At 71.7% G+C, this 19,054-nt stretch carries 17 protein-coding genes and 1 pseudogene; 13 read left to right on the forward strand and 5 right to left on the reverse strand.

From position 1 onward, the window contains the following. The 8 genes from H4N64_RS29535 to H4N64_RS29570 form a co-directional block, all read left to right on the forward strand. Window positions 1–471: alpha-glucosidase C-terminal domain-containing protein (locus H4N64_RS29535; protein ID WP_186285490.1), on the forward strand; the 471-nt coding region annotated here is incomplete at its 5' end. Window positions 472–513: 42 nt separating this feature from the next. Next, complete coding sequence (locus tag H4N64_RS29540; protein ID WP_186285491.1) at window positions 514–1,881, forward strand: maltokinase N-terminal cap-like domain-containing protein; 1,368 nt, start codon at window positions 514–516, stop codon at window positions 1,879–1,881. Between the two features lie 4 nt (window positions 1,882–1,885). After that, on the forward strand, window positions 1,886–4,093 hold the full coding sequence (gene glgB, locus H4N64_RS29545) for a 1,4-alpha-glucan branching enzyme (protein WP_186285492.1): 2,208 nt from the start codon (window positions 1,886–1,888) through the stop codon (window positions 4,091–4,093). Between the two features lie 106 nt (window positions 4,094–4,199). Beyond that, window positions 4,200–5,291: a glutamate--cysteine ligase gene (locus H4N64_RS29550; RefSeq protein ID WP_186285493.1), complete on the forward strand. Its 1,092-nt coding sequence runs from the start codon at window positions 4,200–4,202 to the stop codon at window positions 5,289–5,291. A gap of 127 nt (window positions 5,292–5,418) precedes the next feature. After that, window positions 5,419–7,320: an AMP-dependent synthetase/ligase gene (locus tag H4N64_RS29555; protein ID WP_186285494.1), complete on the forward strand. Its 1,902-nt coding sequence runs from the start codon at window positions 5,419–5,421 to the stop codon at window positions 7,318–7,320. Between the two features lie 46 nt (window positions 7,321–7,366). Beyond that, entirely contained in the window at window positions 7,367–7,798 is a 432-nt protein-coding gene (locus H4N64_RS29560; RefSeq protein WP_186285495.1) for an ATP-binding protein, read from the forward strand. 195 nt (window positions 7,799–7,993) lie between these two features. Further along, window positions 7,994–9,367 carry an NAD(P)/FAD-dependent oxidoreductase gene (locus H4N64_RS29565; protein ID WP_186285496.1) on the forward strand — a complete coding sequence of 458 codons (1,374 nt, stop codon included), beginning with the start codon at window positions 7,994–7,996 and terminating at the stop codon, window positions 9,365–9,367. A gap of 77 nt (window positions 9,368–9,444) precedes the next feature. Further along, entirely contained in the window at window positions 9,445–11,595 is a 2,151-nt protein-coding gene (locus H4N64_RS29570; RefSeq protein ID WP_418896302.1) for an FUSC family protein, read from the forward strand. A gap of 12 nt (window positions 11,596–11,607) precedes the next feature. Here H4N64_RS29570 and H4N64_RS29575 read toward each other — a convergent pair whose 3' ends face one another. Beyond that, window positions 11,608–12,039, reverse strand: coding sequence for a hypothetical protein (locus H4N64_RS29575; RefSeq protein ID WP_186285497.1), 432 nt, complete (start codon window positions 12,037–12,039; stop codon window positions 11,608–11,610). A 50-nt stretch (window positions 12,040–12,089) separates the two neighbouring features. Then, window positions 12,090–12,491: an ATP-binding protein gene (locus H4N64_RS29580; RefSeq protein ID WP_186285498.1), complete on the reverse strand. Its 402-nt coding sequence runs from the start codon at window positions 12,489–12,491 to the stop codon at window positions 12,090–12,092. Between the two features lie 121 nt (window positions 12,492–12,612). Between H4N64_RS29580 and H4N64_RS29585 the strand changes: the two genes are divergently transcribed. The 3 genes from H4N64_RS29585 (at window position 12,613) to H4N64_RS29595 (ending at window position 15,076) form a co-directional block, all read left to right on the forward strand. Beyond that, window positions 12,613–12,834 carry a hypothetical protein gene (locus tag H4N64_RS29585; RefSeq protein ID WP_186285499.1) on the forward strand — a complete coding sequence of 74 codons (222 nt, stop codon included), beginning with the start codon at window positions 12,613–12,615 and terminating at the stop codon, window positions 12,832–12,834. A gap of 42 nt (window positions 12,835–12,876) precedes the next feature. Further along, complete coding sequence (locus H4N64_RS29590; protein ID WP_186285500.1) at window positions 12,877–14,352, forward strand: aminotransferase class I/II-fold pyridoxal phosphate-dependent enzyme; 1,476 nt, start codon at window positions 12,877–12,879, stop codon at window positions 14,350–14,352. 268 nt (window positions 14,353–14,620) lie between these two features. Then, a complete protein-coding gene (locus tag H4N64_RS29595; protein WP_186285501.1) occupies window positions 14,621–15,076 on the forward strand; it encodes a cyclic nucleotide-binding domain-containing protein in 456 nt (151 codons plus the stop codon). Window positions 15,077–15,082: 6 nt separating this feature from the next. Here the strand turns inward: H4N64_RS29595 and H4N64_RS29600 are convergent. Both H4N64_RS29600 and H4N64_RS29605 read right to left on the reverse strand, forming a co-directional pair. Then, window positions 15,083–15,412, reverse strand: a pseudogene (locus tag H4N64_RS29600) (MFS transporter); the annotation flags it as partial. Between the two features lie 22 nt (window positions 15,413–15,434). Further along, entirely contained in the window at window positions 15,435–16,049 is a 615-nt protein-coding gene (locus tag H4N64_RS29605; protein WP_186285502.1) for a LysE/ArgO family amino acid transporter, read from the reverse strand. A 69-nt stretch (window positions 16,050–16,118) separates the two neighbouring features. Here H4N64_RS29605 and H4N64_RS29610 point away from each other — a divergent pair, with 69 nt between their 5' ends. Continuing rightward, window positions 16,119–17,015: a LysR family transcriptional regulator ArgP gene (locus H4N64_RS29610; RefSeq protein ID WP_186285570.1), complete on the forward strand. Its 897-nt coding sequence runs from the start codon at window positions 16,119–16,121 to the stop codon at window positions 17,013–17,015. On the opposite strand, the gene H4N64_RS29615 is transcribed toward H4N64_RS29610, so the two are convergent. Further along, entirely contained in the window at window positions 17,012–17,716 is a 705-nt protein-coding gene (locus H4N64_RS29615; RefSeq protein WP_186285503.1) for a TetR/AcrR family transcriptional regulator C-terminal domain-containing protein, read from the reverse strand. The genes H4N64_RS29610 and H4N64_RS29615 overlap by 4 nt on opposite strands. A 111-nt stretch (window positions 17,717–17,827) precedes the next feature. Here H4N64_RS29615 and H4N64_RS29620 point away from each other — a divergent pair, with 111 nt between their 5' ends. Continuing rightward, window positions 17,828–19,042: a saccharopine dehydrogenase family protein gene (locus tag H4N64_RS29620; RefSeq protein ID WP_186285504.1), complete on the forward strand. Its 1,215-nt coding sequence runs from the start codon at window positions 17,828–17,830 to the stop codon at window positions 19,040–19,042. Window positions 19,043–19,054 lie beyond the last annotated feature (12 nt).

A 19,054-nucleotide genomic window follows, 5' to 3' on the forward strand; every position in this document is an offset into this window, starting at 1 on the left:
CGCAACGCCGGCTTCTCGAACGCCGACCCCGGCCGCCTCTACCTGCCCACGATCATGGACCCGGTCTACGGTCACCAGGTCATCAACGTCGAGGCGGCCATGGCGTCGCCCTCCTCGCTGCTGCACTGGACCCGGCGCATGATCGAGATCCGTAAGCAGAACCCCGCCTTCGGACTCGGTTCCTTCACCGAACTCCAGTCGTCCAACCCGGCGGTGCTGGCGTTTCTGCGGGAGTACGAGGACGATCTCGTCCTGTGCGTGAACAATTTCTCCCGGTTTGCCCAGCCGACCGAGCTCGATCTGCGCGAGTTCGACGGGCGGCACCCGGTCGAGCTGTTCGGCGGGGTCCGCTTCCCGGCCATCGGCGAACTGCCGTACCTGCTCACTCTGGGCGGTCACGGCTTCTACTGGTTCCGGCTCTCCAGAGTCGCCTCCCGCATCGGCCGCCGACACCGAGCGTTCGCCCCTTGAGCGTGTGCCCTTGAGCGTGTGCCGACGAAAGGACGCGTCACCATGCCGAAGACCGCATCCCTCAGACCGAGCCCTCCGGCCGTCGCCGACATCATGGTCTCGCTCGGCGGTCTGCTGCGTCAGTGGCTGCCGCGGCAGCGGTGGTTCGCGGGCAAGGACCGGCCGGTCACCGACCTGACCCTGTTGTCCATGACCGAGCTGTTCCCGGGCTGTCTGCACCTGCTGGTCCACGCCGGCCATGTCCCGGTGCCCGCCCCCGGCGGCACCACCGCGCCCCCGGCCGGCGACTGCTACCAGCTGCTGCTCGGGGTGCGCGAGCACCCCTCCCCGCGCCTGGGCCGCAGCCTCATCGGGCGGGCGGACGAGGGCCCGCTCACGGGTCTCACGGTGTACGACGCCTTGCAGGACCTGCGGTCGGCGCAGATGCTCCTGGACCGCTTGCGGCACCCCGGCACGGCAGGACCGCTGCGCTTCGAGTCCTGCTCGTCGGTGCCGGTCCCCTCCGGTCTGGCGCCGCGTCTGATGGACGCGGAGCAGTCCAACTCCTCGCTGGTGTACGGCGATGCCTACGTGCTGAAGGTGTTCCGGCGCATCCAGCCGGGCGTCAACCCGGACCTGGAGGTACCCGGCGCTCTTGCCCGGCAGGGCTGCCGGCGCGTCCCCGCACCGGTCGCCTGGTTCCGGACCACCCGTCCATGGGACGCGACCCTGGGCGTGCTCCAGCCGTTCCTGCGGGACGCGACCGACGGCTGGACGCTGGCGCTCCAGGCGCTCGCCTCCGGTGACGACTTCACGGCGGAGGCCCGCCAGTTGGGCCGGGCCACCGCCGAGGTCCACCTCGCGCTCGCCTCGGCGTTCCCGTGCGAGACCCGCCGCGAGAACGCCGGTACGGCCGCGGCGATGACCGAGCGGCTGGACTCCGCGGCGCACTGCGTCCCGGCCCTCCAGGCGTTCGTGCCGGGTCTGCGGACCGCCTTCGGGGCGCTCACGACCTGCGACCCCGGCCCGCCGGCCCAGCGCATCCACGGCGATCTGCACCTGGGCCAGGTGCTGCGGGCCGGACGCGAGTGGTTCGTGATCGACTTCGAGGGCGAACCGTCCCGCCCGCTCGCCGAGCGGCGCAGCCTCCACTCCCCCGTGCGGGACATCGCCGGGATGCTGCGCTCCTTCGACTACGCGGCACGCCAGCGCCAGCCCTGGCGTCCTGAGTGGGCCCGCCGCTGCCGGGAGGCCTTCTGCGCGGGCTACGCGGCCACCGCCGGATGGGACCCGCGCAAGAAACACGGCCTGTTGCGCGCCTACGAGACCGACCGGGCCGTGTACGAAGTGCTCTACGAAGCCAGACACCGCCCGGACTGGCTTCCCGTACCGATGGCGGCGATCGAACGTCTCGCCGTACGAGGAGGCTGACCCCATGGCGCTGCGTGACACCTCGCTGCCCGACCCGTCAGGACCCGCCCGGTGCCGGACGGCTCCGCCCCTGGACCCCACCGACCGCGGCCGCCTGCTGGCCGGCGCCCACCACGACCCGCATGCCCTGCTCGGCGCCCATGCGGTCCGGGGCGGGGTGGTGTTCCGGGCGCTGCGCCCGTTCGCCCGCTCGGTGAGCGTGGTAATCGACGGCGAGCGCAGAGGGCTCGTCTCCGAGGGCGAGGGGCTCTTCTCCGGCGTACTGCCGCTGAAGGAGATCCCGGCGTACACGCTGTCGGTGTCGTACGGGGACGGGGAGCACGAGGTCGAGGACCCCTACCGCTTTCTGCCCGCCCTCGGGGAGCTGGACCTCCATCTGATCCGGGAGGGGCGGCACGAGCAGTTGTGGAAGGCGCTCGGCGCCGAGCCGATGACCCACCAGGGCGTGACCGGCACCCGGTTCACCGTGTGGGCGCCGAACGCCCAGGGGGTGCGGGTCGCCGCGGACTTCACCTACTGGGACGGCACCGCGTTCCCGATGCGCTCCCTCGGCGCGTCCGGGGTGTGGGAGCTGTTCCTGCCCGGGGTCGGCGAGGGCACCCGGTACAAGTTCGAGATCCACTCCCGGCACGGCCACCGCTTCCTCAAGGCCGACCCGATGGCGCGGTACGCGGAGAACCCGCCGGACACGGCGTCCATCGTGCACTCCTCTCGCCACGAGTGGGGCGACGCGGAGTGGATGGCGCACCGCGGGGACCTCCCGGTGCATGTCGCGCCGTTCTCGGTGTACGAGGTGCACCTTCCGTCCTGGCGGCCGGGGCTGACCTACCGCGAGCTGGCCGAGGTGCTCCCGGCGTATGTGAACGACCTCGGCTTCACGCATGTGGAGTTCATGCCGGTCGCCCACCACCCGTTCTCGGGCTCGTGGGGGTACCAGGTCACCGGCTTCTACGCGACCATGGGCCGGCTGGGCACGCCCGACGACTTCAGGTTCCTGATCGACGCGCTGCACCGGGCGGGCATCGGCGTGATCATGGACTGGGTGCCCGCGCATTTCCCGAAGGACGACTGGGCGCTGGCCCGCTTCGACGGGGAGCCGCTGTACGAACCCGGGGACGACCGGCGGGCCGAGCATCCGGACTGGGGGACCTACGAGTTCGACTTCGGGCGGGTCGAGGTGCGCAACTTCCTCGTCGCCAACGCCGTGTACTGGTGCGAGGAGTTCCATATCGACGGGCTGCGGGTGGACGCGGTCGCCTCGATGCTCTACCTCGACTACTCGCGTGACTCCGGCCAGTGGACGCCCAATGTGTTCGGCGGCCGGGAGGACCTGGACGCGGTGGCCTTCCTGCGCGAGATGAACGCCACGGTGTACCGGCGGGCGCCCGGCGTGGTGACGATCGCGGAGGAGTCCACCGCCTGGGACGGGGTGACCCGGCCCACCGACAGCGGCGGGCTCGGTTTCGGGCTGAAGTGGAACATGGGCTGGATGCACGACTCGCTCGGCTACATCAGCCATGAGCCCGTCCACCGCAAGTACCACCACAACGAGATGACCTTCTCGATGATGTACGCCTACAGCGAGAACTACGTCCTGCCGATCTCCCACGACGAGGTCGTCCACGGCAAGCAGGCGCTGGTGTCGAAGATGCCCGGCGACTGGTGGCAGCAGCGCGCCAACCACCGCGCCTACCTGGGCTTCATGTGGGCCCACCCGGGCAAACAGCTCCTGTTCATGGGGCAGGAGTTCGCCCAGGGAGCCGAGTGGTCCGAACCCCACGGGCCGGACTGGTGGCTGCTGGACCCCGGCTACAGCGCCGAGCCCGACCACCGGGGCGTGCGTGATCTCGTCCGTGATCTCAACACCGCCTACCTCGCCACCCCGGCGCTGTGGCAGCGGGACACCGACCCGGGCGGCTTCCAGTGGGCCCTCGGGAACGCGGCCGACGACAACGTCTTCGCCTTCCTGCGGTACGCCGCCGACGGCACTCCCCTGCTCGCGGTCTCGAACTTCTCCCCGGTCGTGCGGGAGGACTACCGGATCTGGGTCCCCGAGGACGGCCCGGTCTGGGAGGAGACCCTGAACACGGACGCGGCGAAATACGGGGGCGGCGACGTCACGAACCCCGGGCCGATCAAGCCGGAGGAGGACGGGATCCGGATCACCCTGCCGCCCCTGGCGACGGTATGGCTGACGCCGTACCCCTCCTGAAGTCCGCAAGGCGGTGCGAGGTGTCCTAATGCCCCGAAACGGGCAGTCGGGGCGTACGGCGAAATACTCGTCGTCCTCGCATCGGGCCACAGAAAGGGTGCCTCAGGTGCGCACCGTCGGAGTGGAGGAGGAGCTCCTCCTGGTCGACCCGGAGACGGGTGAACCGCGGGCCCTGTCGGGCGCGATCGTCGCCCGCGCCGCGCTGGACAGCGCGGACGGGAAGGACGTGTTCGAAAAGGAACTACACGACCAGATGCTGGAGTACGCCACCCAGCCGCAGTCCGGCATGGACGTCCTGGGCCGGGAGATCGTGCGATGCCGCAAGGAGGCGGCGCGGCACGCCGGGGAGCTGGGCTGCGCCGTGGCGGCGCTGGCCACGTCCCCGCTCCCGGTCAGCCCGTGCGTCGGGGCGAACCGGCGCTACCAGTGGATGGCGGAGCATTACGGCATCGCCACCCGGGAGCAGCTCGTCCTCGGCTGCCATGTCCATGTGAGCGTGGACTCCGACGAGGAGGGCGTCGCCGTCATCGACCGGATGCGGCCCTGGCTGTCGGTGCTCGGCGCACTCAGCGCCAACTCGCCTTTCTGGCAGGGCAAGGACACCGGGTACAACAGCTACCGCAGCCGGGTGTGGCAGCGCTGGCCGTCGGCGGGTCCGACCGAGGTCTTCGGGTCCGCCGAGCGCTACCACGAAGTGGTCGCGGAGATGCTCGACACCGGGGTGATCCTCGACAAGGCGATGGTCTACTTCGACGCCCGGCTGGCCCGGAACTATCCGACGGTGGAGATCCGGGTGGCGGACGTGTGTCTGCACGCGGACACGCCCATGCTGCTCGCCACCCTGGCCCGTGGCCTGGTGGAGACCTCCGCGCGGGAGTGGCGGGCGGGACTGGAGCCCGCGACGCACAGTGTGAGCGTGCTGCGGCTGGCGGCCTGGCAGGCCGCCCGGGCGGGCCTCACGGACGAACTGCTGCACCCCGTGACCAGGCGGCCCATGCCGGCGCGGGCCGTGGTGCGGGCCCTGCTGGACCATGTCGGCGAGGCGCTGGAGGACAGCGGCGACCTCGACTCTGCCCGCGTCGGCGTCGCCGAGCTGCTGGGACGCGGCAACGGCGCCCAGGTGCAGCGCGAGCTGATGCGGCGCACCGGCAGTCTGCGGGACGTGGTCACCGAGTGCGTACGGCGTACCCAGGAATGAGACGCCAAGGCGCGGCGTCGACTTGTCGGATTCCGGCACGGTTCGCTCCCACCTCGGCTAGATTCGGGCACCGCCGATAACCCTGCTCGTCGGTGACGTCACACCGCGTACACCACAGGAGCTGCGCATGCGCGACTTCGCCCTGGCTCCGCCCGTCTCCGCGCCGCCGACGGGCGGCCTCGCCGACAGCATCTTCGAACGGGCCCTCCTCGAACCCACCCTGCCGGTGCTCGCGCGCCGCCTCGGGGGCTCCTCGGAGTGGACGGACATCACCGCGGTGGAAGTGCGGGACACCGTGGTGGATCTGGCCAAGGGTCTGGTCGCCTCCGGGATCTCGCCGGGCCATCGCGTGGCGATCATGGCGCGCACCCGGTACGAGTGGACGGTGCTCAGCTACGCCCTGTGGGCGGTGGGCGCCGAGGTCGTGCCCGTGTATCCGACGTCCTCGCGCGAGCAGGTGGAGTGGATCCTGCGGGACGCCGCGTGTGTGGGTGTGGTGGTCGAGGACGAGCAGTCGGTCATGACGGTCGGCTCGGTGTGCGCCTCGCTGCCGATGCTGCGGCATGTGTGGCAGTTGGACGCGGGGGCGCTGGACAAGCTGGTCGAGCGGGGCTCGCTCGTGCCGTTCGCCGCGGTCGACTCGCTGCGCCGGATCGTGCTGCCGGACTCCACCGCCGTCATCGCCTACACCTCCGGCTCCACGGGTCGTCCGCTGGGGTGCGCGCTGAGCCATCGCAGCCTGGCGAGCGGCTGCGACACGCTGCTGGAGGGCTGGGGGCATCTGGTGGTGCCGCCGGGCGGACAGGCGTCGGTGCTGGCCTTCCTGCCGTTCTCTCATGTGTACGGGCTCATGGTGCAGGGGCTGTGCATGCGCGGCGGGATGCTGATGGGCCACGAGTCGGAGCCGAGCGGGGACTCCCTCGCGGCGGCGCTGCGCTCGTTTCGGCCGACGTACTTCTGCGCCGTCCCGTCGGTCTTCGAGAAGATCTACAAGAACTACCTGCGCTCCGCCCGTGAAGCGGGCCGTGGCGCGCTGTTCGAGCGGGCCGCCGACACGGCACGGGACTTCGCCGCGGCCGTGCAACGGCACCGGCTCGGCGAGGGGCCGGGGCCCGGCCTCGATCTGCGGCTCCAGCACGCGCTGTACGAGCGGACGGTGTACCGGGGGCTGCGCGGCGCGCTGGGCGGCCGGATCCGCCGGGCGACGTCCGGCGGCTCGCCGCTGAGCCGGGAGATCTCCCTCTTCTACGAGGGCATCGGCATCTACCTCAACGACGGGTACGGGCTCACCGAGACCGCCGGCGGAGTCACCGCGCAGCCGCCGGGCCGGGAGCGCTCGGGGACGGTCGGCAAGGTGCTGCCCGGCATGGACGTCCGGGTGGCCGACGACGGGGAGATCCTGGTGCGCGGTCCTTCGGTGTTCCAGGGCTATGTCAACGACGAGGCGGCGACCCGGGCCGCGCTGCGCGGTGGCTGGCTGGCCACCGGTGACCTCGGGATCCTCGACTCCGACGGGTATCTGACGATCACCGGCCGGAAGAAGGACGTCATCATCACCAGCAACGGCAAGAGCGTCGCGCCGGCCACCCTGGAGCAGCGGCTGAGGATGCATCCGCTGATCCACCAGGCGGTGGTGGTCGGCGACAACCGGCCCTGTGTGGGGGCGCTGCTCACGCTGGATCCGGACTTCCTGGCGTACTGGCGCGGCACGCTGGAGCCGCGCCCGGACCCGCGCAGCCGGGACGCCCGGGAGGAGAACGCGCTGCGCGAGGAGATCGCGCGGGCGGTGGCGGCCGCCAACAGCGCGGTGTCGCGGTCGGAGTCGATCCGGGTGTTCCGGGTGCTGCCGGAGCCGTTCGCCCTCAGCAACGGCCTGCTGACACCGTCGATGAAGCTGCGCAGGGACGCCATCGTGCGGCATTACGCTCTGGAGATCGACGCGATGTACCAGGCCCGCGCCGAGACCCGGCGCCAGCCTGTGCCGGACGAGTCCGCGGTGTGGGAGGACTCGGACAACGTCTTCCGGTGATCGTGCGTAGGTCCGGGCGGGCGGGGAAGCCGGACAGCGCAGGTGCATGGGGGGAGAGACGGACGATGACACCTTGGCCGGACAGGACATTGCGCACCGTCTTGTGCGCTTCGCGGGTGCGCCCGCGGACGTGACCGAGGCGCGCTTGGCCGCGGAGGCTTATCTCCACGACCTCGCGCGGGTCTTCCCGCCCGCCGCGCCCGACCACGGCGACGACATCCTGCTGGTGGTCACGGAGCTGGCGGCGAACACGGTGGAGTACGCCCCGGGCCCGTTCGAGCTGCGATTGAGCCGGGCCTTCGACGGTGTGCACGTGGTTCTGCGCGACACCAGTCCCGAGCCGCCGGCGCCGCGTGCCTTCGATCCGAGCCGCGGCGGCCGCGGAGTCGGCTGGTATCTGGTGCAGAGCCTGAGCCGCCAGGTCGGCGTCATCACTCATGAGCGCGGCAAGGACGTCCATGTCTTCCTGCCCTGGTGACCGCGCGGCCGATCTCGGGGAACCCGGTGTGCCCAGGGGCTCCGTGGGGCAGTGTGGCTCGAACACGTCGTTCATCTGCCTGCCGCACCCGACTGGCGCAGCGGCCGTGAGCGCGGTGGGATCGATGAGGTGCGAGGCAGCGATCCAGAGGCAGACGAACGATGTCGTATCGGGCCGCCTGGAGCCGCAGAAGGGATGAACACCGTGACACGACCCAGGATCCTGGTGGTTGGCGCAGGCTTCGCCGGAGTGGGGTGCGTTCGCCGTCTGGAGCGCAGGCTCGCCGCCGACGAGGCCGACCTCACCTTGGTGACGCCGTCCTCCTACCAGCTCTATCTCCCCCTGCTGCCCCAGGTCGCCTCCGGCGTGCTGACGCCCCAGTCGATCGCCCTCTCCCTGCGCCGCAGCCGCAAGTACCGCACCCGGATCATCCCGGGCGGCGCCATCGGCGTGGACCTGGCGTCCAAGGTCTGCGTCATCCGCACGATCACCGACGAGATCGTCAACGAGCCGTACGACTACATAGTGCTGGCTCCGGGGAGCATCACCCGCACCTTCGACATCCCCGGTCTGACGGACAACGCGTACGGGATGAAGACGCTCGCCGAGGCCGCCTACATCCGCGACCACGTCATCTCACAGCTCGATCTCGCCGACGCCAGCCAGGATCCGCAGGAGCGGGCCGCCCGGCTCCAGTTCGTGGTGGTCGGCGGCGGTTACGCGGGCACCGAGACCGCCGCCTGCCTCCAGCAGCTGACGCACAACGCGGTCAAGCGCTACCCGCGGCTCGACCCGGCGCTGATCAGGTGGCATCTGATCGACATCGCGCCGAAGCTGATGCCCGAGCTGGGCGACAAGCTGGGCAGGGACGCCCAGGAGATCCTGCGCCGTCGGGGCATCGAGATCTCCCTCGGTGTCTCCATCGCCAAGGCCGGCCCGGAGGAGGTCACCTTCACCGACGGCCGGGTGGTTCCCACGCGCACCCTGATCTGGACCGCCGGTGTCGTCGCCAGCCCGCTCATCGGGACGCTCGGCGAGAAGACGGTGCGCGGACGGCTGGAGGTCACGCCGGAGATGAGCCTGCCGGGGCACGACGGTGTGTTCGCGCTCGGCGACGCGGCGGCCGTGCCGGACCTGGCCAAGAAGGAGGAGGGCGCGGTCTGCCCGCCCACCGCCCAGCACGCCATGCGGCAGGGCAAGGTGGTCGCCGACAACGTCATCGCCACGCTGCGCAACCGGCCGCTGCGGCCCTATGGGCACAAGGACCTCGGCCTGGTCGTCGACCTCGGGGGCCGGGACGCGGTCTCCAAGCCGCTCGGCGTCGAACTGCGCGGGCTGCCCGCGCTGGTGGTCGCCCGCGGCTACCACTGGTCGGCGCTGCGCACCAACGTGGCCAAGACCCGGGTGATGACGAACTGGCTGCTCAACGCCGTGGCCGGCGACGATTTCGTGCGCACCGGCTTCCAGGCCCGCAAGCCCGCCAAGCTGAAGGACTTCGAGTACTCCGACGCGTATCTGACGCCGGAGCAGCTGCGGGCGCATGTGACGGGGGCGGAGGGACAGGGATAGGCACCGGTCAGGGGTGGGGGCGGCTGCGCGACCGGGTCGCGGCCTTTGATCCGGGGCTGCTGCGGCTGGCCGCGGGGCTGCGGACGGTGGGCTCGATCGCGCTCACACTGGTCGTGCTCGCCCTGCTCGGGGCCGATGTGCCGCATCTGGTCGCGGGCGCGATGGCGGCGATGGTATCCACCTTCGCCGTACGGGAGAAGCAGCGCGGACCGCAGGCGGTCACGCTCGCCCTCGGTCTGCCGGTCGCGATCGCCTCCGTCACGCTGGCCGCGCTGCTGCACTCCCATGTCGTCGCCGGTGATCTGTTCTTCATCGCGCTGATCTTCAGTGCCGTCTACGGCCGCCGGTTCGGCGACCGGGGGACCGCGCTCGGGCTGATCGGCTTCCAGCTGTACTTCGTGTCCCTGTTCGTCGGCGCCACCGTCTCGGACCTGCCCGAGCTGTGTGTCTCCGTCGTGACGGCCGTGGTGTGCAGTGCCGTGGTGCGGTTCGCGCTGCTGCCGGAGACTCCGGCCGGGACGCTTCAACGGCTGCGCGATGCCTTCCGGGCCCGGTTCGCCCAGCTGGTGTCGGCCCAGCTCGACCTGCTGGACGCGGGCCCTCAGGAGGCGGACCGGTCTCTGGAGAACGTGCGGGAGCGCACCGCGCGGCTGCACGAGACGGCGCTGATGATCCAGGGGCGGCTTGAGGAGGGTACGGCGGACGAGGGCACGGCGCGGCTGGTGCAGCGGCGGGTGGCGGACGCCGAGATCGCCGCCGAGCGGCTCGCCCTGCTGCTGCTCACCGCCCGCAGCGCGGAACGTACGGACACCCTCACCCTGCATCTGCCCGGCGCGCCGGTCCCGACGGCCGGCCGGCTGCCCGTGCGGGACGAGGCGGTCGAGACACTGCGGCGGGACCTTGGGGCCCTGCGGCTGCTCGTCCAGCACCCGGGCGGCACCGCGCTGTCCCATGTCCGCAACCGGCTGCTGTCCTACCGCGACGAGGAGAGCCTGCCCGGCGCCTCCCCGGCCGTGCAGGACGTCTTCCGCGGGATCGGCGAGGCCGCCCGGGCGGTCCTGGGGCTGCGGATCGCACTGGACGGGCCGCAGGACGAGTCGGACGACACACCGTCCACGGCCCGCTCCCGCGAGGAGCTGGACGCCGAGGACGCCGCCATCGACGCCGTGGAGGAGGACACCGAGCGGGAGGAGCCGACGGGGCTGCGGCGGCCGACCACCCGGGCCGCCGTGCAGGTCGCCGTGGGCTCGTCGCTGGCCATCGTCGGCGGGGAGCTGCTCTCCAGCGACCGCTGGTACTGGGCGGTGCTGACCTGCTGGATCGTCTTCCTCAACACCTCCTCCACGGGGGAGATCCTGGTGAAGGGCTACCGCAGGCTGCTGGGCACCGTGTTCGGGGTGGTGGCCGGCATCGTGCTGGCGGGGCTGGTCGGGCAGCACACCGGGACGGCGTTCGCGCTGGTGCTGCTGTTCGTGTTCGCGATGTTCTACACCGCTCCCCTGTCGTACACGCTGATGTCGTTCTTCGTCACGGCCGCGCTGGGGCTGCTCTACACCCTGCTGCACACCTACAGCCTCTCGGTGCTGGTGCTGCGGATCGCGGAGACGGCGCTGGGGGCGGCCTGCGGGGTGTTCGCGGCGGCGCTGGTGCTGCCGGTCGCCACCGACCGGCGGACGAACGAGCTGCTCGGCACCGTGCTGGAGCGGCTCGGCGAGGTCACCCGGACTGCCGTGGAGCAGCTCAGCGGTGGGCCTCCGGTGGAGCTGCTCGATCAGGCGCGGGATCTGGACCAGGCGCTGGCCGATCTGCGGGCCGCGACCCAGCCGCTGACGCACCCGGTGACCCCGCTCAGGGCGCGGCGCGACACCGCCCGCTATGTGGTGGCGCTGCTGGAGACGGCGGCCTATCACGCGCGCTCGCTGGCGGCGACCGCCGAGCTGCTGCCCACGCATCCCTCGATCGCGGCGGACCCCCGGCTGCGCCGGGCCGGGCGGCGCATCGCGCACAACATCGAGGCCATCACCGCGCATGTCACCGACGAGCGGGCCACGGACCGGGTGGAGAGGGGACCGAGCATCGCCTCGCTGCTGGAACCCCAGGTCCCCGGCACCGCCCGGTACGGCCGGGTCACCGACCGGGTGCTGCGGCACCTTCAGCGGCTCGACGAGTCCGTGGTGGGGCTGGCGCGGCCGCTGGGCGTACCGGTCGGCGCGCCCGGCGGGACGTAGCCCTCCAGCCGGTCAGAAGTCGGTGGGCAGACCGCTCGCCTCGGCGATGCCGCGCAGTTCCTCGTCGTCGTGGCGGCGGCCCCGGATGTAGACGGCGATCTCGTTGAGGCGTGCGGGGTCGGAGGCGGTGGTCGAGTCGGTAACCACGCGGACCGAGCCGTTGTCGCCGAGGTCGATCTCGACGACCTCGTTGTCCAGGCGGCCTGTGACAGCGGTGGCGATGACCAGCGCGGCCTGGTCGCGGATCTCCTGGGGCAGCTGGTCGGCACCGTCGTCGTCCAGCGCGAACTCGGCGGGGGGAAGTCGGCGTTCGTCGATGGCCCGCAGCACGGGTTCGACGACGTCGAGCAGGCGTAGGTAGTCCTCGGTGTCCATCCGCGCACGCAGCAGGCCGAGGTAGATGTCCACGGGCCGGCCGTCGGGCGGAAGCTCGTAGTCGTTCATCCGGCCCGCGTTCCCCTTCTGCGCGGTCTCAGACGCGTCGTGGAAAAGCTTCAGACGAGCGGCACCAGGGCGCTGATGCGCTTGCCGCCCGCGGGCAGGACCGACACCCGCACCTCGTGGGCCAGACGGCACACGATCGGCCAGCCGTGGCCGCCGAAGCGGTGGTGCGCGCGGCGGTCGCCGGGGTCGGTGGCCACCGGGAACCGTTCGCTGCGGTCGCTCACCGAGACCCGGACGCCGGGTCGGACGAGGTCGACGCGGAAGTCCGTGACCCCGCCGCCGTGCAGGATGGCGTTGGTGGTGAGCTCGGAGGCGACCAGCAGGGCGTCCTGGACGGCGCCGGGGTCGCACGCCTCCCCGGTGGCGCGGCAGTGGTCGGCGACCGCGCGTTCCACTGCTCTGCGCGCCTGGGCGGGTTCAGTCACGGGCTGGACGGTGTGCTCCCCGCGCATGGTCTGACTCCGTGATCGGTGGATCGAGGGCGCGCTCCCCCCGGCGCCTTGAGTTCCCCACTCTGTCTGGTCGCCCCTGCCGGGCCCGTCAAACCTCCCGGCATCGGGGTACGCGGAGGCCATGACCGATGTCGTGGACTCTGACGAACTGCTACGGCGCATGCAACGGGCCCGGACCTGTGCACGGCAGGAGGAGCAGGCCTGGCGGACGCGCAGTTTCGGGCTGCGGTCGAGCGACCCGGAGGGGGCACGGGACGCCCGCGTACGGATGCTCGCCTATGGGGCCGTGCTGCGGGTGCTGGACGAGATCCTGACGCCGGGCACGCATCCGGACGAGCTCTGAGCGGGGCGGATTCGACCCGGCCCGGCCGGGAACCCGGCACGCATGAAAGCCGATCACGACCGAGCGCCGGTACTGGAGGCCCTGGCCGAATACCACCGTCAAGGGCGGACCTCGTTCTCTCCGCCCGGGCACAAGCAGGCCCGCGGCGCGGATCCCGTGGTGCGCGAGATCCTCGGTGACGCGGTCTTCCTCGGCGATGTGCTGGCGTCCGGCGGGCTCGACGACCGGCTCACCCGGGGCCGGGTGCTCCAGCGTGCTGAGGAGCTGATGGCCGACGTGGTCCACGCCGACCACACGTTCTTCACCACGTGCGGCAGCTCACTGTCCGTCAAGGCGGCGATGCTGGCCGTCGCGGGCCCGCAGGAGCGGCTGCTGATCGGACGGGACGCCCACAAGTCCGTCGTGTCGGGGCTGATCCTCGCCGGGATCGAGCCGGTGTGGGTGGAGCCGCGGTGGGACACCGAGCGGCATCTCGCGCATCCCCCCTCCCCGGCGGACTTCGACCGGGCCTTCGCCGAGCATCCCGGGGTCAAGGGCGCCCTGGTCACCAGTCCCACGCCGTACGGCACCTGCGCCGATCTGCGGGCGCTCGCCGACGTCTGTCACGGGCGGTCGCTGCCGCTGGTCGTGGACGAGGCCTGGGGCGCGCATCTGCCCTTCCATCCCGATCTGCCGTCGTGGGCGATGGACGCGGGCGCCGACGTCTGTGTGACGAGCGTCCACAAGATGGGCAGCGGTCTGGAGCAGGGTTCCGTCTTCCATCTCCAGGGCGACCTGGTGCCGCCCCAGCTGCTGAAGATCCGCGCGGACCTCCTGGGCAGCACCAGCCCGTCGGTGCTGATCTACGCCGGGCTGGACGGATGGCGCCGGCAGATGGTGTTGCACGGCAAGGAGCTGCTGGGCGGGGCGCTGGTTCTCGCGGCCCGGGTGCGGGAAGCCGTGGAACGGCTGGACGGGATGCATGTCAACGACCGGGACGACTTCTGTGGTGCCGGGCTCGCGCACGATCTCGATCCGCTGATCGTCACCATCGAGGTCGACGGTCTCGGGATGACGGGGTACCGGGCGGCGGACTGGCTGCGCCAGTACCGGACCATCGACGTGCATCTGTGCGACCACCGGCGGATCGGCGCGCAGATCACGCACGGGGACGACGAGGAGACGGTGGGCGAGCTGGTCTCCGCGCTGGAGGATCTCGCGGGGGCCGCGTCCGGGCTGCGTCCGGTCCCCGGGGTGGAGGTGCCGCCGCCTGCCGAACTCCGGCTGGAGCAGGTCCTGATGCCACGGGACGCGTTCTTCGGTCCTACCGAGGACGTTGCGGCGGAGGAGGCGGCCGGCCGGATCGCGGCCGAGATGATCACGCCGTATCCGCCGGGCATCCCGGTGGTGCTCCCCGGCGAGCGGCTGACCGAGCCGGTGCTGCGGTATCTGCTCACCGGGCGGGACGCGGGCATGAACCTCCCGGATCCGAGCGATCCGCATCTGGAGACGATCCGGGTGGCGGCCGGCACGGAGTGAAACGAGTCACGTGACCCGCTACCGGTTTCGCACGCTCGACCCAAATGGTTTACGGTTCATTCATACGTGGTCGCGGGGTCGATGAGAGCCGTCCCCCGGACCCCGCATACGGCCCTGGCTGGCCTCCCCCGTCCAGCCAGGGCTTTTTCATGCCCGCGAAAATCTCCACCGGTTCTGTAGTCCGTCGAGGTGCTCTACGCGTCGGCACCGGCTGAAATGGGCGTAGGGAAAGCCCCGGAACCCCGACGCCGGCGAGGAGCCCCGTGTCATGACCAAAGCGACCAAACTGCTGCCCGCCCTTCCCCCGCCGCAGCGGCAGCTTCTGATGACGGCGGCCCGGGAGGTCTCCTTCCCGGAGGACGCCCGGATCTTCGAGGCCGGCGGCACGGCCGACCGCTTCTGGGTGATCCGCTCCGGCTCCGTCTCGCTCGACCAGCAGGTGACCTCGGTACAGCGCGTCACCGTCGCCAGTCTCGGCGCCGGGGATCTGCTGGGCTGGTCCTGGCTGTTCCCGCCGTACCAGTGGGACTTCGGCGCGGAGGCGTTCAGTCCGGTGCGCGCCTACGAGTTCGACGCCGCCGCCGTGCTCAAGCTGTGCGAGGAGGACCAGCAGCTCGGGCTGATCCTGGTGCGCACGGTCGCGGAGATCCTCGCGCACCGGCTGGAGATGACCCGGGGCAAGCTCATGGAGCAGTACGGAATGCGCCGACGCAGCGCCCTGTAGGCGGCCTCAGACGCGGTAGCGGCGCAGCGCCGGGGCGGCGAGGGCGAGGCCCGGCATCACGACGACCAGCAGGCCGCCGCCCGCGACCGCCTGGCGCGCGCCGAAGCCGGAGCCCGCGGTGCCGTGCAGGACGTCGGCCAGGCGCGGTCCGCCCGCGACGACGACGGTGAAGACGCCCTGCGTCCGGCCGCGCATCTCATCGGTGGCGGCGGACAGCGGGATCGCCCCGCGGAAGACCATCGACACCATGTCCGCGGCGCCGATCACCGTCAGGCCGTGCCGGTGGGCCCGGGAGCAGGTGCCGGAGAACAGCCCGCCGAGCATGGCAGTGCCCGGCGGGAGTTCGCGGCGCGTGATCTCAGTTTCCGAGGATCAGCGACACACCGAGGGCGAGCATCATGGCGGCGACCAGGCCGTCGACGATCCGCCAGGCCGTGGGGCGGGCGAGGAGCGGGCTGAGCAGCCGGGCGCCGAAGCCGAGCGCGGTGAACCAGCACAGGCTGGCGAGGACCGCACCGAGCCCGAACGTCCAGCGCAGGTCACCGCGGTCGGCGGCGACGGAGCCGAGCAGGAACACGGTGTCGAGGTAGACGTGGGGGTTGAGCCAGGTCATCGCCAGACAGGTCAGCACCGCGCGCCGGCGTGACCCCGTGGCCTCCCCGTCCGCCCGCAGCGCACCGGCCGGACGGAGCACGCGCCGGGCGGCGAGGACGCCGTAGCCGATGAGGAACGCTCCGCCGATCCAGCCGACCGCGGTCAGCGCGCCGGGCCAGGCCACCACCACCGCGCCGACGCCGCCGACGCCGAGGGCGATGAGGGCGGCGTCGGACAGGGCGCAGATCCCGACGACGGCGAGGACCGCGTCACGGCGGATCCCCTGGCGCAGCACGAAGGCGTTCTGGGCGCCGATGGCGACGATGAGCGAGAGACCGGTACCGAAACCGGCGGCGGCGGTGGCAAGAGCGGTGGGCATGCCTTCGACGCTAGGGACGCGACCATCATGTGTACAGCTAAAGATTCTTACGTACCATTAGCTCTCGTGATGGTGACGGAGCTGCCGCTGGACCAAGTACGTACGCTGCTCGCGGTGGTGGACGAGGGGACCTTCGACGCCGCGGCGGCCGAGCTGCATGTGACGCCGTCGGCGGTCAGCCAGCGCGTGAAGGCGCTCGAACAGCGCACCGGGCGCGTGCTGTTGGTGCGGACGAAACCGGTGCGCCCCACCGAGTCCGGCGCGGTCGTCGTGCGGTTCGCTCGCCAGCTCGCCCGGCTGGAGCGCGACGCGCGCGCCGAGCTCGGCATGGGCGGCGCCGAGGAGGAGCCGACCCGGGTGTCGATCGCGGTGAACGCCGACTCCCTGGCGACCTGGTTCCTCGATGCGCTCACCCGCGTACCGTCCGAGCCGCGGCTCTGCTTCGAACTGCGCCGCGAGGACGAGGCCCATACGGCGGCCCTGCTCAGGGAGGGCCTGGTGATGGCGGCGGTGACCTCCGCGTCCGAGCCCGTGGCGGGGTGTTCCGTCCGGCTGCTCGGCAGGATGCGGTACGTCGCCGCGGCGAGCCCCGGTTTCGCCGAGCGGTATCTCGCCGGACCCCTGCGTGAGGCGCTCCCCCAGGCCCCGGTGGTGACCTTCGACCGCAGCGACACACTCCAGGACGCCTTCCTCAGACGCCTGCGCCGAAGCGGCACGGGTGCGATCCGGCACCAGATCCCCACCTCCGAGGGGTTCGTGGCGGCCATCGAAGCCGGACTGGGCTGGGGCATGGTCCCCGAGATCCAGGCCGGCACCCAGTTGCGCGAGGGACGCCTGATCTCCCTCGCCCCGGAGCGCCCGGTGGACATCCCGCTGTACTGGCAGCAGTGGAAGCTGGACTCCCCCGCGCTGGCGACGGTGGCGGAGGTGGTGGCGAGGACGGCGGCGGACGTACTGGACGCCTAGCGCTCCACGCCCAGCCGGGCCTCCGCGCTGTCCAGGAGCATCTCCAGAGCCGTCGGATAGGCGCTGGTCACCATGCGGGTCGCGAGGAGGGGGGCCGCCTCGGCGATGCGGGGGTGGGTTTCGCGGGGCAGGCGGGCGTAGGTCGAGGCCCACATCGCCTCGTCGGCGCGCAGTGAGGCGCTCGGCAGGGCCAGGGAGGCGGCGTCCAGGGCGGCGAAGGCCAGGGTCTGGTCGATGAAGGCGTGGTAGATCCGCACGGTCTCGGGCAGCGGGAAGCCCGCGGTGCGCAGGATGTCCAGCACGGCCTCGTCGGCGGCGAGTTCGTTCGCCCGGCCGGTGACCCGGTTCGTCGTCAGCAGCGCCGCCTGCGGATGGGCGACGTAGGCCGCGTGGATCCTGAGCCCGACCGTCCTGAGGTCCGCCCGCCACTCCCCCGTCGGCCGCCAGCCGCGCAGGGCCTGCCCGATGAGCGCGTCGCCGATGGCGAGGGTCAGATCGTCCATGCCGCGGAAGTAGCGGTAGAGCGTGCTCGGGTCGGCGTCCAAGGCGATCCCCAGGCGGCGGGCAGTGAGCCCGGCGCTGCCGTGTTCGCGCAGCAGCCGCAGCGCGGTCCGGACGATCAGCGCCTCGGACAGCACGGTGCCGCTCTTGGTCGGACGGCGCCGGCGCCGCTTCTCCTCGGGGACCACTGGTTTGGGCACGTTTCCTCGCTCCCGTCTTATGCCAACGCCATTGACCTTACGGGAGCCGGGGGCGTTGTATCTCCGCCGGGCCCCGCGTTCTTTCACCTCCTCCGACTAGGAGTTCTCGTCATGCGTGTACTGCTCGTGGGCGCCGGTGGTGTGGGCACCGCCGTCACCCGGATCGCCGCCCGGCGTCCGTTCTTCGAGGCGATGGTGGTCGCCGACTTCGACCCGACGCGCGCCGAGGCGGCCGTCGCACACCTCGGCGACCCCCGCTTGTCTGCCGAGCGTGTCGACGCCGGCGACGAGGCCGCGGTGACCGCGCTGCTGCGGCGCCACTCCTGCGACATCCTGCTCAACGCCACCGACCCGCGCTTCGTGATGCCCCTGTTCCGGGCGGCGCGGGCGGCCGGTGCCGACTATGTCGACATGGCGATGTCCCTGTCGCGTCCGCACCCCGAGCGCCCGTACCAGGAGTGCGGGGTCAAGCTCGGCGACGAGCAGTTCGCCGAGGCCGACGAGTGGGCGAAGGAGGGCGCGCTGGCCCTGGTCGGCATGGGCGTGGAGCCGGGCCTGTCGGACGTGTTCGCCCGGTACGCGGCCGATGAACTCTTCGACGAGATCGAGGAGATCGGCGTCCGTGACGGCGCGAACCTCACCGTCGACGGCTACGACTTCGCCCCCTCCTTCAGCATCTGGACCACGATCGAGGAGTGCCTCAACCCACCGGTCGTCTACGAGGCCGGCCGGGGCTGGTTCACCACCGAACCCTTCAGCGAGCCCGAGGTGTTCGACTTCCCGGAGGGCATCGGACCGGTGGAGTGCGTGAACGTGGAGCACGAGGAGGTGCTCCTGGTCCCGCGCTGGGTCGACGCCCGCCGCGTCACCTTCAAGTACGGCCTGGGCGAGGAGTTCATCAGCACGCTCAGGACGCTGCACCTGCTGGGCCTGGACCGCACCGAGCCGGTGACCGTGAAGGGCCCCGACGGGCCGGTCCAGGTCTCGCCCCGGGACGTGGTCGCCGCCTGTCTGCCCGACCCGGCGACCCTGGGCGAGCGGATGCGCGGCAAGACCTGCGCGGGCACCTGGGTGCGGGGCGTGAAGGACGGGGCACCGCGCGAGGTGTACCTGTACCACGTCGTCGACAACGAGTGGTCGATGGCCGAGTACGGCAGCCAGGCCGTGGTGTGGCAGACGGCCGTCAACCCGGTCGTCGCGCTCGAACTCCTCGCCGGCGGCGCCTGGTCGGGCGCGGGCGTGCTCGGCCCGGAGGCCTTCCCGGCCCGCCCCTTCCTGGATCTGCTGACCGAGTACGGCTCTCCGTGGGGCCTGCGCGAGCAGTGACCGCGTTCCGGC

This window comes from Streptomyces cupreus (genome assembly GCF_014257025.1).
Lineage (GTDB): Bacteria > Actinomycetota > Actinomycetes > Streptomycetales > Streptomycetaceae > Streptomyces > Streptomyces cupreus.

Coding starts and splice junctions, on each gene's coding strand:
- glgB (WP_186285492.1), top strand. CDS start 1,886: ATGGCGCTGCGTGACACCTCGCTGCCCGACCCGTCAGGACCCGCCCGG.
- H4N64_RS29580 (WP_186285498.1), bottom strand. CDS start 12,491: ATGCGCGGGGAGCACACCGTCCAGCCCGTGACTGAACCCGCCCAGGCG.
- H4N64_RS29560 (WP_186285495.1), top strand. CDS start 7,367: ATGGGGGGAGAGACGGACGATGACACCTTGGCCGGACAGGACATTGCG.
- H4N64_RS29555 (WP_186285494.1), top strand. CDS start 5,419: ATGCGCGACTTCGCCCTGGCTCCGCCCGTCTCCGCGCCGCCGACGGGC.
- H4N64_RS29605 (WP_186285502.1), bottom strand. CDS start 16,049: ATGCCCACCGCTCTTGCCACCGCCGCCGCCGGTTTCGGTACCGGTCTC.
- H4N64_RS29620 (WP_186285504.1), top strand. CDS start 17,828: ATGCGTGTACTGCTCGTGGGCGCCGGTGGTGTGGGCACCGCCGTCACC.
- H4N64_RS29610 (WP_186285570.1), top strand. CDS start 16,119: ATGGTGACGGAGCTGCCGCTGGACCAAGTACGTACGCTGCTCGCGGTG.
- H4N64_RS29540 (WP_186285491.1), top strand. CDS start 514: ATGCCGAAGACCGCATCCCTCAGACCGAGCCCTCCGGCCGTCGCCGAC.
- H4N64_RS29565 (WP_186285496.1), top strand. CDS start 7,994: ATGAACACCGTGACACGACCCAGGATCCTGGTGGTTGGCGCAGGCTTC.
- H4N64_RS29585 (WP_186285499.1), top strand. CDS start 12,613: ATGACCGATGTCGTGGACTCTGACGAACTGCTACGGCGCATGCAACGG.
- H4N64_RS29590 (WP_186285500.1), top strand. CDS start 12,877: ATGAAAGCCGATCACGACCGAGCGCCGGTACTGGAGGCCCTGGCCGAA.
- H4N64_RS29575 (WP_186285497.1), bottom strand. CDS start 12,039: ATGAACGACTACGAGCTTCCGCCCGACGGCCGGCCCGTGGACATCTAC.
- H4N64_RS29595 (WP_186285501.1), top strand. CDS start 14,621: ATGACCAAAGCGACCAAACTGCTGCCCGCCCTTCCCCCGCCGCAGCGG.